The 13,906-nt window shown below is 71.3% G+C and carries 11 protein-coding genes; 5 read left to right on the forward strand and 6 right to left on the reverse strand.

Annotated features, from left to right (window positions below; translation table 11 throughout):
- Window positions 1-48 precede the first annotated feature (48 nt).
- Window positions 49-822, reverse strand: coding sequence for an SDR family oxidoreductase (locus tag VQ02_RS04355; protein ID WP_048442940.1), 774 nt, complete (start codon window positions 820-822; stop codon window positions 49-51).
- A 246-nt stretch (window positions 823-1,068) separates the two neighbouring features.
- On the opposite strand from VQ02_RS04355, the gene VQ02_RS04360 reads away from it, so the two are divergent.
- The 5 genes from VQ02_RS04360 (at window position 1,069) to VQ02_RS04380 (ending at window position 9,418) form a co-directional block, all read left to right on the forward strand.
- The gene (locus tag VQ02_RS04360; RefSeq protein WP_048442941.1) at window positions 1,069-2,271 is read left to right on the forward strand and encodes an acetyl-CoA C-acyltransferase; all 1,203 of its coding nucleotides are present in this window, start codon (window positions 1,069-1,071) and stop codon (window positions 2,269-2,271) included.
- Window positions 2,272-2,347: 76 nt separating this feature from the next.
- On the forward strand, window positions 2,348-4,453 hold the full coding sequence (locus VQ02_RS04365; RefSeq protein ID WP_083469048.1) for a 3-hydroxyacyl-CoA dehydrogenase NAD-binding domain-containing protein: 2,106 nt from the start codon (window positions 2,348-2,350) through the stop codon (window positions 4,451-4,453).
- 245 nt (window positions 4,454-4,698) lie between these two features.
- Entirely contained in the window at window positions 4,699-5,907 is a 1,209-nt protein-coding gene (pimC, locus tag VQ02_RS04370; protein ID WP_048442942.1) for a pimeloyl-CoA dehydrogenase large subunit, read from the forward strand.
- A 255-nt stretch (window positions 5,908-6,162) separates the two neighbouring features.
- Window positions 6,163-7,311, forward strand: coding sequence for an acyl-CoA dehydrogenase family protein (locus VQ02_RS04375; RefSeq protein WP_048442943.1), 1,149 nt, complete (start codon window positions 6,163-6,165; stop codon window positions 7,309-7,311).
- Window positions 7,312-7,447: 136 nt separating this feature from the next.
- A complete protein-coding gene (locus VQ02_RS04380) occupies window positions 7,448-9,418 on the forward strand; it encodes a transketolase family protein (protein WP_048442944.1) in 1,971 nt (656 codons plus the stop codon).
- 216 nt (window positions 9,419-9,634) lie between these two features.
- Here VQ02_RS04380 and VQ02_RS04385 read toward each other — a convergent pair whose 3' ends face one another.
- The 5 genes from VQ02_RS04385 to VQ02_RS04405 form a co-directional block, all read right to left on the reverse strand.
- On the reverse strand, window positions 9,635-10,561 hold the full coding sequence (locus VQ02_RS04385; protein ID WP_048442945.1) for a dihydrodipicolinate synthase family protein: 927 nt from the start codon (window positions 10,559-10,561) through the stop codon (window positions 9,635-9,637).
- Window positions 10,562-10,585: 24 nt separating this feature from the next.
- Entirely contained in the window at window positions 10,586-11,341 is a 756-nt protein-coding gene (locus tag VQ02_RS04390) for a FadR/GntR family transcriptional regulator (RefSeq protein ID WP_048442946.1), read from the reverse strand.
- A gap of 115 nt (window positions 11,342-11,456) precedes the next feature.
- Window positions 11,457-12,527 (reverse strand): endonuclease/exonuclease/phosphatase family protein, encoded by a 1,071-nt coding sequence (locus VQ02_RS04395; RefSeq protein WP_245239625.1) that lies wholly within the window; start codon window positions 12,525-12,527, stop codon window positions 11,457-11,459.
- A gap of 108 nt (window positions 12,528-12,635) precedes the next feature.
- Window positions 12,636-13,574, reverse strand: a complete 939-nt coding sequence (locus tag VQ02_RS04400; RefSeq protein ID WP_048442948.1) for a site-specific tyrosine recombinase XerD — start codon at window positions 13,572-13,574, stop codon at window positions 12,636-12,638.
- Window positions 13,571-13,717 carry a hypothetical protein gene (locus VQ02_RS04405; protein WP_048442949.1) on the reverse strand — a complete coding sequence of 49 codons (147 nt, stop codon included), beginning with the start codon at window positions 13,715-13,717 and terminating at the stop codon, window positions 13,571-13,573. Before VQ02_RS04405 ends, VQ02_RS04400 begins: the two co-directional genes overlap by 4 nt.
- Between the last annotated feature and the right edge of the window lie 189 nt (window positions 13,718-13,906).

The following is a 13,906-nucleotide window of genomic DNA, read 5'->3' on the forward strand; positions in this document are numbered from 1 at the left end:
AGGTGTGGCTCTCTGAGACGACGGGGGAAGACGGTCAGGTGCAGGGCATCACGTGATGGTCTGGCCGCCGTCGATCACGATGCTCTGGCCGGTCATGAAGGCGCCGGCCGGGCTCGCCAGGAAAACCGCCGCGCCGGCGATCTCGTCGGGCTGGCCGATGCGGGCGAGCGGCGTGCGCGCCGTGTAGGCGGCGCGGGAGGTCGGGTCCTCCCAGAGCGCGCGGGCGAAGTCGGTCTGGATCAGGCCCGGCGCGATGCAGTTGACCCGCACGTTGTGCGGCCCGAGCTCGACCGCGAGGTTGCGGGCGAGCTGGAAGTCGGCCGCCTTCGAGACGTTGTAGGCGCCGATCACGCCCGAGCCCTTCAAGCCCCCGACCGACGAGACCAGGATGATCGCGCCGTCCCTCCGCGCGATCATGCCGGGGGCGCAGAAGCCGATCAGCCAGTGGCTGGCGATCACGTTGTTGTCGAGGATCTTGCGGAACTGCTCGTCCGAGATGCCGCTCATCGGCCCGTAATACGGGTTCGAGGCGGCGTTGCAGACCACGACGTCGATGCGGCCGAAGCGCTCCTCGGTGCCGCGGGCCAGGCGCTCGAGGTCGGCCTTCGACGAGATGCTGGCCGGGATCACCACCGCCCGCTCCTCGCCGTGCCGGTCGTTGATCGCCGCCGCGACGGGCGCGCAGGCCTCCGCCTTGCGCGACGAGACGACGACCCTGGCGCCGTGCTCGGCCAGGCGCTCCGCGATGGCACGGCCGATGCCGCGGGACGAGCCGGTGACGATGGCGACGCGGCCGGTGAGATCGAAGAGCGGCGTCTTCATAGGGGCGTCCTCCCGCGGCAGGTCCTGCCAAAACAGGCCTTGCTTTTGCGCCGACCTTAGCCCTGTATGACGATTAAGCAAGCCGCCTTTTCGAAAACGCGGCCGTGGGGAGGACCGGCGGTAGGGATTGCCCCTCGCTCAAGACCAGGTTTTGGGGCCCTTGCGGCTCCATACCCAATCCCCGATAATGAGGCAGAGCCCCGCCCCGCCGAGAGCGGCGGACGGGGTCGTCGGAGGAAACCTGAGATGCGGGAAGCCGTCATCGTCGCCACCGCGCGCACCCCCATCGGCAAGGCCTACCGGGGCGCGTTCAACGACACGCAGGCCCAGGCCCTCGGCGGCCACGCCATCGCCCATGCGGTCAAGCGCGCCGGCATCGACCCGGCCGAGATCGGCGACGTGGTGATGGGCGCCGCGCTCCAGCAGGGCTCGACCGGCAGCAACATCGCCCGGCAGGCGGGCTTGCGCGCCGGGCTGCCGGAGACGGTGGCGGGCATGAGCCTCGACCGGCAATGCGCCTCCGGACTGATGGCGATCGCCACCGCCGCCAAGGAGATCGTCACCGACGGTCTCGACGTCGCGGTGGGCGGCGGCCTCGAGTCGATCTCGCTCGTCCAGAACGACAAGATCAACCGCTTCCGCGGCCAGGATCCGTGGCTCGTCGAGCACGTGCCGGCGATCTACATGACGATGATCGAGACCGCCGAGACCGTCGCCGAGCGCTATCGCATCAGCCGCGAGGCCCAGGATGCCTATGCCCTGCGCTCGCAGCAGCGGACCGCGCAGGCGCAAGCAGAGAACCGCTTCGCCGACGAGATCGTGCCGATGACCGCCCGCATGGCGGTGGTCGACAAGGCGACCGGCGCGGTCTCGCACAAGGAGGTCACGCTCTCCCAGGACGAGGGCAACCGGCCCCAGACCAGGCTCGAGGACCTCCAGGGTCTGAAGCCCGTGTTCAAGGACGGCCAGCGCATCAAGGAAGGGCATTTCATCACCGCCGGCAATGCCAGCCAGCTCTCGGACGGGGCGGCGGCCGTGGTGCTGATGGAGGCCCGCGAGGCCGAGCGCCGGGGCCTGCAGCCGCTCGGCGCCTACCGGGGCATGGCGGTGGCCGGCTGCAACCCGGACGAGATGGGCATCGGCCCGGTCTTCGCGGTGCCCAAGCTCCTCAAGCAGCACGGGCTCAAGGTCGAGGACATCGACCTGTGGGAGCTGAACGAGGCCTTCGCCAGCCAGGTGCTCTACTGCCGCGACACGCTCGGCATCCCGGACGAGCGCCTGAACGTCAACGGCGGCGCGATTTCGATCGGCCACCCCTACGGCATGTCGGGCGCGCGCATGACCGGCCACATCCTGCTGGAAGGCCGCCGCCGCGGCGCCAAGTACGGCGTCGTCACGATGTGCGTCGGCGGCGGCATGGGCGCCGCGGGCCTGTTCGAGATCTACTGAACCTGCCACATTCCGGCTCGCGACGGCGCCCGGCAAGAGGCGCCCGGAGGACGCCGGCAGAGGGATTTTTCCGAATATGGCGCAAGAGTCGAACGCCAAGGACACGCCCGCTCAAGGCAACCCCGTCTCGACCGCCCGCGAGGGGGCGGTCGCGGTCCTGACGCTGCAATCGGGACCGGTGAACGCCCTGGGCTCGGGCCTGCGCCAGGGCATCCTGGCGGCGGTCGAGGCCGCGGAGGCCGATCCCGCCGTCAAGGCGATCGTGCTGATCGGCGGCGGCCGGATGTTCTCGGCCGGGGCCGACATCACCGAGTTCGGCAAGCCGCAGAGCGGCATCAGCCTGCCGGACCTCCTCAACCGCATCGAGGCCTCGACCAAGCCGGTCGTCGCGGCGATCCACGGCAACGCCCTCGGCGGCGGGCTCGAGACCGCGCTCGCCTGCCACTACCGGGTGGCGGTGCCGTCCGCCAAGGTCGGCCTGCCGGAGGTCAAGCTCGGCATCCTGCCGGGTGCCGGCGGCACCCAGCGCCTGCCGCGGGTGGTGGGTCCGCGCAAGGCCCTCGAGGTGATCGTCGGCGGCTCGCCGATCGGCGCCAAGGCCGCCGCCGGGATGGGGCTGATTGATGAATTGGCGCCGGAGGACGGCCTGCGCGCCCACGCGGTCGCCTTCGCCGAGCGGGTGGTCGCCGAGGGACGGCCGCTCACCAAGATCCGCGACCGCGACGACAAGATCGCCGAGGGGCGCGACGATCCCAGCCTGTTCGCGGCGTTCCGCGAGGAGAACGCCCGCAAGACCCGCGGCTTCGAGGCGCCCGAGGCCTGCATCGCCTGCGTCGAGGCCGCCTGCCGGCTGCCCTTCGACGAGGGGATCGCCTTCGAGCGCGCGCAGTTCCAGGCGCTCGTCTCCGGCACCCAGTCGGCGGCGCAGCGCTACGTGTTCTTCGCCGAGCGCCAGGCCGCCAAGATCCCGGACGTGCCGGACGACACGCCCGCCCGCCCGATCGCCAAGGTGGGCGTCATCGGCGCCGGCACGATGGGCGGCGGCATCTCGATGAACTTCCTCAACGCCGGCATCCCGGTGACGATCGTCGAGACCCGGCGCGAGGCGCTCGACCGCGGCCTCAAGACCATCCGCACCAACTACGAGAACACCGCCAAGAAGGGCCGCCTCAAGCCGGAGGACGTCGAGACCCGGATGGGCCTCCTCTCCGACACGCTGGAGCTGGATGCGCTCGCCGATTGCGATCTCATCATCGAGGCCGTGTTCGAGGACATGGGCATCAAGAAGGAGATCTTCTCCAAGCTCGACGCGATCGCCAAGCCCGGCGCGATCCTGGCGTCCAACACCTCCTACCTCGACATCGATGCGATCGCGGCGATGACCAGCCGCCCGGCCGACGTGATCGGCATGCACTTCTTCTCGCCGGCGAACGTCATGCGCCTGCTCGAGGTCGTGCGCGGCGAGAAGACCGCCAAGGACGTCATCGCCACCGCGATGCAGATCGGCCGCAAGGTCGGCAAGATCCCGGTGCTCGTCGGCGTCTGCCACGGCTTCGTCGGCAATCGCATGCTGGCCGAGCGCCAGCGCGAGGCCAACCGGCTGATCCTCGAGGGCGTCACCCCCTGGGACGTCGACCGGGTGATCTACGAGTTCGGCCTGCCGATGGGCCCGTTCACCATGAGCGACCTCGCCGGCCTCGACATCGGCTGGAGCCGTGAGACCAACAAGTCCGAGAGCGTACGCGACCTCCTCTGCGAGCAGGACCGCCGCGGCCAGAAGACCGGCGCCGGCTTCTACGATTACGACGCCAGGCGCAAGGCGACGCCCTCGCCGGTGACCGAGGAGATCATCGCGAAGGTCGCCGCGCGCCAGGGCGTCAAGCGGAAGGACGCCACCGACCAGGAGATCCTGGAGCGCTGCCTCTACCCGATGGTCAACGAGGGCGCGAAGATCCTCGAGGAGGGCAAGGCGATCCGGGCCTCCGACATCGATATCGTCTGGATCAACGGCTACGGCTGGCCGGTCTATCGCGGTGGCCCGATGTTCTGGGCCGACACGATCGGGCTCCCGAAGGTGCTGGAGCGCCTGCGCGCCTACCAGGCCGAGTACGGCGACGCGTTCAAGCCGTCGGCCCTGCTGGAGCGGCTGGCCGCCGAGGGCAAGGGCTTCAAGGACCTGTAAAAGTCGCAAGTGCTCGTGCGCGTGAACCCTCCCCGCTTCCGCGGGGGAGGGTGGCCCGCGGAGCGGGCCGGGAGAGGGGACCGCGACGTTGCTGGGTCCAGCGCCCGTCACGAAGGTCGCGACCTCTCCGGAACCGGCGTCCCCTCTCCCGCCCCACTTCGTGGGGCACCCTCCCCCGCAGAGGGAGGAGGGAGTGGGCGTCGAGCCATCGCATTCGAGACAATAACCTTCTCAGGAGGCACCCCATGGACCTTCGCTTCACCCCCGAAGAGCGCGCCTTCCGCCAGGAAGTCCGCACCTTCTTCCAGGAGAACCTGCCGGAGGCGATCCGCGGGAAGCTCGTCGACGGGCGCCACCCGTCGAAGGACGACATCGTCACCTGGCAGAAGATCCTCAACAAGAAGGGCTGGGCGGTGCCGAACTGGCCCGTCGAGTGGGGCGGCACCGGCTGGGATCCGGTGCGCCAGTACATCTTCCTGGATGAGCTCCAGAGCTTCCCGGCGCCGTCGCCGCTGCAGTTCGGCGTCTACATGGTCGGGCCGGTGATCGCCCAGTTCGGCAACGAGGCGCAGAAGAAGCACTTCCTGCCCCGCATCGCCAACCTCGACGATTGGTGGTGTCAGGGCTTCTCCGAGCCGGGCTCCGGCTCCGACCTCGCCTCGCTCAAGACCAAGGCTTTGCGCGAGGGCGACCACTACATCGTCAACGGCCAGAAGACCTGGACCACGCTCGGCCAGTACGCCGACTGGATCTTCTGCCTGGTGCGCACCGACAGCACCGTGAAGAAGCAGGAAGGCATCAGCTTCCTGCTCATTGACATGAAGACGCCGGGCATCACCGTGCGGCCGATCCAGACCATCGACGGCGGCCACGAGGTCAACGAGGTCTTCTTCGACGACGTCAAGGTCCCGGTCGAGAACCTGGTCGGCCAGGAGAACAAGGGCTGGGACTACGCCAAGTTCCTGCTCGGCAACGAGCGCACCAACATCGCCCGGGTCGGTGTCTCGAAGCAGCGCATCCGGCGGCTGAAGGAGCTGGCGGCCCTGGAGCGGGTCGGCGACACGCCGATCCTGGAGAACCCGCGCTTCCGCGAGAAGCTGGCGGCGCTGGAGATCGAGCTGAAGGCGCTGGAGATGACGCAGCTGCGCGTCGTCGCCGCCGAGCGCACCCGCGAGAAGGGCAAGCCGGACCCGGCCTCCTCGATCCTCAAGATCAAGGGCTCGGAGATCCAGCAGGCCACGACCGAGCTGCTGCTCGAGGTCGTCGGACCCTACGCGCTTCCCTACGTGCCGGAGGACGAGGGCGACGAGCATCTGAGCAACGAGCCGCCGGTCGGCCCCGACTGGGCCGCTCCCGCCGCGCCGACCTACTTCAACTGGCGCAAGATCTCGATCTACGGCGGCTCGAACGAGATCCAGAAGAACATCATCGCGAAGGCGATCCTGGGGCTGTAGCCCCGGGATTTCCTCACGCACTCCGCCCTTTCCCGGACGACTGAAGCGTCAACGGAACGAGATCCGGGAACCAGCGCAAGGACTCGCCGCAAAGCGGCTCTGCCTGTTGCTCCGTCGCCGACATTCGGACGCTTCGCGAGTCTTGTGCTGGATCCCAGGTCGCATTCCGCTGTCGCTGCACGCGCCCGGGAAAGGGGGGAGAGCCAGACAATTCGGCCGCTCTGCCGGCCCCAGACCGACCGGGAACACACGTCGATGGATTTCGATCTGAGCGAGGAGCAGCGCCTCCTCAAGGACAGCGTCGAGCGGCTCCTCGCCGACCGCTACGACTTCGAGGCCCGCACGCGCCATTCCAGGGAGCCCGAGGGCTTCTCGAAGGCGATGTGGGGGTCTTACGCCGAGCAGGGCCTGCTCGCGGTGCCGTTCGCGGAAGAGGACGGCGGCATCGGCGGCGGGCCGGTCGAGACGATGATCGTCATGGAGGCGTTCGGCGGGGCGCTGGCGCTCGAACCCTACCTCGCCACGGTGGTGCTCGCCGGCGGCGTGCTGCGCCACGCCGCGAGCCCTGAGCAGCGCGCCGAGTGGCTGCCGGGCCTGATCGCCGGCGAGACCCGCTACGCCCACGCGCATTCCGAGCGCCAGGCCCGCTACGACCTCAACGACGTCGGGGTCACGGCGCGCCGCGACGGCGACGGCTGGATCCTGGAGGGCGAGAAGTCCCTGGTCCTGCACGGCGACAGCGCCGACCGGCTGATCGTCTCGGCCCGCACCGGCGGGTCCCGGCGCGACCTCGGCGGCATCGGCCTGTTCCTGATCGACGGCAGTGCGGAAGGCGTCTCCCGCCGCGGCTACCCGACCCAGGACGGGATGCGGGCGGCGGAAGTGTCGCTGTCCTCGGTCCGGGTCGGCCCCGAGGCGGTTATCGGCGATCCCGAGGGGGCGCTGCCGGTGATCGAGCGGGTCACCGACGAGGCGATCGCGGCGCTCTGCGCCGAGGCGGTCGGGGCGATGGACCGGATGCACCGGCTGACGGTCGAGTACCTGAAGACCCGCAAGCAGTTCGGGGTGACCATCGGGTCGTTCCAGGTGCTGCAGCACCGGGCCGCCGACATGTTCATCGCCCTGGAGCAGGCCCGCTCGATGTCCTTCCTCGCCACCATGATGGCGGGCGAGGGCGACGCCGAGGAGCGTGCGCGGGCCATCGCCGGCGCCAAGGTGCAGATCGGCCGCTCCGGCCGCGTCGTCGGCCAGGGTGCGGTGCAGCTCCACGGCGGCGTCGGCATGACCATGGAGTACAGCGTCGGCCACTACTTCAAGCGGGTCACGATGATCGACCAGCTGTTCGGCGATGCCGACCACCATCTCGGCCGGGTCGCCCGGATGGGCGGGCTGATCGCGGCCTGAAGCCTGCCTCACGGAGGTGGGCCAGAGATGAATCTGGCTCACCTTCTCGCGGAAAAAACTCATTTGAGTTCCGCCTCCAGGGGCGGTTGGGTGATCCCGCCTCAAGAGCACCCAACATCCCCGGGAGGGACCCCCGATGACCGGCACCGAGCCGCGCGCGCTCGCGGATGCGATCCGCTTCCTGTCCATCGACGCGATCGAGCGGGTGGGCGAGGGGCATCCGGGTACGCCGCTCGGCGCCGCCGACTCGGTGACGGCGCTCTTCACCCGCCACCTCAAGTTCCTGGCCCGCGAGCCCTTGTGGTTCGACCGCGACCGCTTCGTCGAGTCGAACGGCCACGGCTCGATGCTGCTGTACTCGCTCCTGCACCTCAGCGGCTACGAGGCGATCGGCCTCGACGACATCAAGCGCTTCCGCGAGCTCGGCTCGCCCTGCGAGGGCCACCCGGAATACGCCCCCGCCCACGGCATCGAGACCACCACCGGTCCGCTGGGCCAGGGCATCGCCAACGCCGCCGGCATGGCGCTGGCGGAGGCCTATCTCAACCGCTGGCTCGGGTCGGACATCATCGACCACCGCACCTACGCGCTGGTCGGCGACGGCTGCCTGCAGGAGGGGGTCGGCCAGGAGGTGATCTCGCTCGCCGGCCACCTCGGCCTGGGCAAGCTGACGTTCCTCTGGGACGACAACCAGATGACCGACGACGGCGCGATCGACCTCGCGCTCAGCGACGACATGGCGGCGCGCTTCCGCCTGAGCCACTGGCACGTGCAGGAGGTCGACGGCCACGACGTCGAGGCGGTCTCGGCGGCCCTGCTGCTCGCGAAGTCCGACCCGCGCCCGTCGATGATCCGCTGCACCACGGTGATCGGCCGCGGCCTGCCCGGCGTCGAGGGTACCCGGGCGGCGCATTCCGCCCGCATCCCGGCTTCCTTGAGCGCCGCCGCCCGCGCGGCGCTGAACTGGCCGCACCCGGCCTTCGAGATCCCGGAGCCGATCCGCGCGGCCTGGCGCGCAGCGGGAGAGCGCGACGCGCCGGCCTTCGAGGCCTGGACGCAGCGGGTCGCCGCGCTGCCGCCGGAGCGCCGGCGCCTGCTCGATCGCCTGCGCGAGGGAAGGCTGCCGGAGGGGTGGGAGGCGCCCCTGCGCACCTTCCGCGAGGAGGCGGCCGGCAAGGCGCAATCGGGCATCGCCCTGTCGGGCGAGCTCGTCGACCGCCTCGCCGCGGCGATCCCCGAGATGCTCTCCGGCGCGCCGGACCTCGAGGGCGCGACCCAGCACAAGCGCAGCCTCAAGGCCTTCACGGCCGCGGACCAGGGCGGGCGCTACGTCCATTACGGCATCCGCGAGCACGCCATGGGGGCGATGATGAACGGCATGGCCGCCCATGGCGGGGTCGTGCCGGTCGGCGTCACCTACCTGGTCTTCTCCGACTATCTGCGCCCGACCCTGCGGCTCGCCGCCATGATGGGTCTGCCGGTGCCCTTCGTGTTCAGCCACGATTCGGTCCATATCGGCCGCAACGGGCCGACCCACCAGCCGGTCGAGTACCTGGCCTCCCTGCGCGCCATCCCCAACATGCTGGTGCTGCGCCCGGCCGACGCCGTCGAGGCGGCGGAGTGCTGGGAGATCGCGCTCCAGAACCGCACCGGCCCGTCCTCGCTGATCTTCGCCCGCCAGGCCCTGCCGCCGGTGCGCCGCGACGGATCGGGCGAGAACCGGTCGGCCAAGGGCGCCTACGTGCTGGAGGAGGGCTCCGGCCCGCGCCGCGTCACCCTGCTCGCCACCGGCTCCGAGGTGGCGCTCGCCGTCGAGGCCCGCCGCCGCCTGGAGGCGGAGGGTGTTTCGACCGCCATCGTCTCGATGCCGTCCTGGGAGCTGTTCGAGCGCCAGGACGCCGCCTACCGCCGCGCCACCCTCGGGCCGGGCACCGTCCGGGTCGGGATCGAGGCCGCGGTGCGCCTCGGCTGGGACCGCTACCTCGGCGAGGAGGGCGGCTTCGTCGGCATGACCGGCTACGGCGCCTCGGGCGCCGAGGCCGACCTCGCCCGGCATTTCGGCTTCACGCCGGAGCGGGTGGTGGAGGAGGTGCGGGCGCGGCTGTAGGAACTGGCAGAGCGTCTTTCTGCCTGACGAAGGTCGGTCCAACCACGTCATCGGCAACCCTCGGCGTCATCCCGGGGCCCGGCGCAGCCGAGAACCCGAGATCCCTGACCTCCGACGTCGCTGGATGAAGCAGATCGCGATCCGGATTCGTCTGGATCGTCAGCGTTTACGGATCCCGGGTTCCGCCGCGCGGCCCCGGGACGACGATGGAGCCTGTCACCGCCCCCAGCGCAGCACCGCCGCGTCGAGGCTCCGCGCGATCTCGATCAGGCCGGCTCGCGTCGCCGGGTGCGGCAGTTCCAGGGGCGCCCGCACTGCCGCCGAGCCGATGATGCCGCCCTCCTTCATCAGGATCTTGGCCGCCGCGAGACCGGTCTGGCGGTTCTCGTAGTTGATGAGCGGCAGCCAGCGCCCGTAGGCCTGCACCGCCTCGTCGCGCCGGCCGGCGAGGTAGGGGTCGATGATCTGGCGGATGCCGTCCGGGTAGCCGCCGCCGGTCATGGCGCCGGTGGCGCCAGCATCGAGGTCGGCGAGCAGGGTGATCGCCTCCTCGCCGTCCCACGGCCCCTCGATCGCGTCGCCGCCGAGCTCCAGCAGCGTGCGCAGCTTGGCCGCGGCCTGCGCGGTCTCGATCTTGAAGTACGAGACTTGTTCGACCTCCCGGGCGAGCCGGGCCAGGAAGGCGGCCGACAGCGTGGTGCCGGAGACCGGCGCGTCCTGGATCATGATCGGGATCGAGATCGCGTCCGACACCTGCTGGAAGAACCGCTCGATGCCGGCCTCGGTCACGCGGATCGTCGCCCCGTGATAGGGCGGCATGATCATTACCATCGCGGCGCCGAAGTCCTGCGCGCGGCGCGAGCGCTCGGCGCAGATGTGGGTGGCGAAGTGCGTCGTGGTGACGATCACCGGCACCCGGCCGGCGACGTGCTCGAGCACGACCGTCATCACCTGGTCGCGCTCGGCGTCGGTGAGGACGAACTGCTCGGAGAAGTTGGCCAAGATGCAGATCCCGTGCGAGCCGGCCTCGATCATGAAGTCGATCGCCCGGCGCTGGCCGTCGAGGTCGAGGGTGCCGTCGTCGTGAAAGATCGTCGGCGCGACCGGGAAGACGCCGCGATAGGGGCGGGGGGCTGTGGACATGGCGTTGCCTCCTTGGGGGGGTTGTCAGGCCGCGGCGCCGTGGCGGCGCAGGCCGTTGTGGATCACGTCGGTGATGGCGGCCGCCGCGCCTCGCGGGTCGCGGGCGGCGATCGCCGCGAGGATCGCGGCGTGGGCCGCGAGCGTGGTCTCGCGCTCCGTCGCCGCGACCGGGGCGCTGAGCTGGAACGAGGCCCGCAGGGCGACCTCGATCACGCCGCCGATCGAGCGCATGAACGGGTTGCCGGAGGCCACCGCCACGGCGACGTGGAGCGCGAGATCGCCCTCCGCGAAGCCGGCCGAGTCCGAGGGCTCGGCCCGCATCCGCGCCAGGCCCGCCTCCATGGCGGCGAGGTCGGCCGGGCCGCGGCGCTCCGCCGCGAGGGCCGCCGCCGCCGGCTCGACCGCGAGGCGGATCTCGGCGAGGTCGCGCAGGAACCGCCGGTCGATGCCGGCCTCCAGGTGCCAGGCCAGCACGTCGGCGTCGAACATGTTCCAGGCCGCGCGCTCGCGCACCACGGTGCCGACCCGGGCCTTGGTGGTGAGGAGCCCCTTGGCCACCAGCGTCTTCACGCTCTCGCGCAGCACCGGCCGGGAGACCCCGAAGGCGGCGAGCAGCTCGCCGTCCCCCGGCAGCTTGGCGCCCGCGGCGTAGCGGCCGGTGATGATCGCAGTTCCGAGGCTGCGGGCGACCTCGGCGTGGTTCGATCGGGCCCGCCCCGCCGGGATCATCACCAGGCCGGCACCGGCGGAAGCATTCGACGAGGCGAAGGGTGCGCGCATCCTCGGGAAGATCCGCCCGACAAGGAGCGCCCCCCGCGGGCGCCGGCCGGCTCCTTACAGCATGCCGGCGCCCGGCTGAATAGTCATACTGTTTGACTTTTGCGCGGCCTGGCTTCTACGCCTTGGCCTCGTCCCGTGCCTCGGCCACCGCCTCGGCGCCCTCGCGCCGGTCCTCCGCGTCGGATGCGGGCGGCTCCTGCATCGCCTCCGCATCCTCGTCGCGGCACAGGGCGATCAGGATCGGGAAGTGGTCGGAGCCGATGTCGGGCAGGCGCTCCAGCCGGGCGAGCAGGAAGTGCTCGCTGAAGAAGGCGTGGTCGAGGGGCCAGCGCAGCATCGGCCAGCCGGCGTGGAAGGTCGGGTAGGCGCCGCGCCCGACCCGGGGGTCGAGGAGGCCGCCGATGGCCTGGAACAGCCGGGTGGTGCGCGACCAGGCGACGTCGTTGAGGTCGCCGGCCACCACCGCCGGCCCGCCCTCGCGCGCGACCTCGCGGGCGATCAGCACCAGCTCGCCGTCCCGGGGGGCGCTGCTCTGGCCCGGATGCGGCGGTCGCGGATGCACGCCGTGGAAGGTGAAGCGCTCGCCCGACGGCAGCGTCACGCCGGCGCGCACGGAGGGCACGTCGTCCTCGACGAGGAAGCACACGCGCACGTCGTCGAGGGGCAGGCGCGAGTAGAGCATCAGCCCGTAGGTGTTGTCCTGCGGCTGGTCGACCCCGTGCGGGTAGCGCGCCCGCAGGGGCCGGAGGGCGTCGCGCCAGCCCGCATCGGTCTCGAGCGCTAGGATCAGGTCGGGGTCGCTCTGCTCCACCAGCCGCAGCAGCCGGTCGTAGGCCCGGTTCGACTGGAGCACGTTGACGATCAGGATCGCGACGCATGCCGCCGGATCCGCGTCCGCCGGCGCGTCACGGGCCGTCGGCGGCGTCAGGCGGGTGAAGGGCAGGATGCGCCGCAGCTGCAGGAAGAGGGCCGCGAGGAGCCCGCCCCCGAGCCCGAGCGAGACCGGATCGGTCCCGGCGGCGACGAGCAGGACGAGGACCGGCGGGATCGCGGCGGCGACCTGGAAGCGCGGGAAGTCGAAGGTGCGCACCAGCCCGGCGCGGCTGCGCCAGAATGGCAGCAGGGTCGCGGCGATGAGGGCGACGGCCAGCCCCTGGGCGACGATGGACAGGGTCGAGACCGGCACGTGCACTTTCCCTCGCGGCCTTCGCCGCATTCTTGGCCCCCGCGGCCTTCGCCGCCTCGCGGGCGAGATAGGTCGCGCCGGCCCGTGCGTCACCCGTCCGTCGGCGCGTCAGGCGCCGGCCAGGGGATGGAGGTCGCGCACCATCTGCTTCAGGCGCTCGTCGAGGACGTGGGTGTAGATCTGCGTCGTCGAGATGTCGGCGTGGCCCAGCAGCTCCTGCACCACCCGGAGGTCGGCGCCGTTCTGCAGCAGGTGGCTGGCGAAGGCGTGGCGCAGGACGTGCGGGCTGATCCGGTCGGTGCGGATGCCGGCCGCCGCCGCCACGGCCTTGAGGTCGCGGGCGAAGGCCTGGCGGGTCAGGTGGCCGGTCTCGCTGTCGGCGGGAAACAGCCAGGGTCCGGGGGTCGTCAGCGTGGCGAGGTGGGCCGCCATGGCGCTGCGGGCGACCTCGGTCAGCGGCACCAGGCGCTCGCGCCCGCCCTTGCCGCGCACCACCAGGAAGCGCTCCTTGGTGGAGCCAGCAGCCCGCGGCAGGGCGACCAGCTCCGAGACGCGCAGGCCCGTGGCGTAGAGAAGCTCGATCATGCAGTGCATCCGCCCGGCCCGCACCGCCTCGGCCGGGTTCGGGGCCTTGGCGGCCGCCTCCTTGGCGACGGCGAGGAGCCGGTCGACCTCCGCCACCGAGAGCACCTTGGGCAGGCCGCGGCCGCGCTTCGGCCCGGAGACCGGCGCGGTGGGATCGCCCTCGACCAGTCCCTCGGCGTAGAGGAAGCGGTGGAAGCCGCGCACGCAGGAGAGCCGCCGCGCCGCGGACGTGCTCTTGAGGCCGCGGGCCTCGAGCTCGACGAGGTAGGCGCGCACCGAAGCGGGCTCGACGGCGCCGGGATCGAGCCGCTTCGCCGAGAGGTGGGCGAGGTAGTCCTCGAGGTCGCGTCGGTAGGCGGCGAGCGTGTTGGCGGCGGCGCCGCGCTCGGCCGCCAGCATGTCGAGATAGGCGTGCATCAGGCCCTGCGGACCCAGGAGGCCCTGCGAACCTAGGGCGCTCATTTCGGCTGGAGCTTCGAGTTCGGGATCGTGACCGAGATCTCGCGCGGCGTCGGCTCGACGAAGGTGGCGAGCGCGAACATCGCCGCGAAGACGAGCCCGGCCAGGATCGCCACCACGGCCAGGAAACGGAAGAGGGTCGGCACGTCGGACGGGCCTCGGGACTACGCGTGACAACGAGCGGCGCGGACGCCTTGGCCGTCGGTTCGACCACGCGTCGTCCCCTGAGGCAAGGCCGCCCAGCGCCGCCGCCCGCGGAATGCCGGCGGCTGTTGCGCGGGTGCCGAGGCGGCAGTGGGACGGCAGTTGAGGAAGGGGCGGCTTTTCCCCGCTAT

The organism is Methylobacterium variabile (genome assembly GCF_001043975.1).
GTDB classification, from domain to species: Bacteria; Pseudomonadota; Alphaproteobacteria; order Rhizobiales; family Beijerinckiaceae; genus Methylobacterium; species Methylobacterium variabile.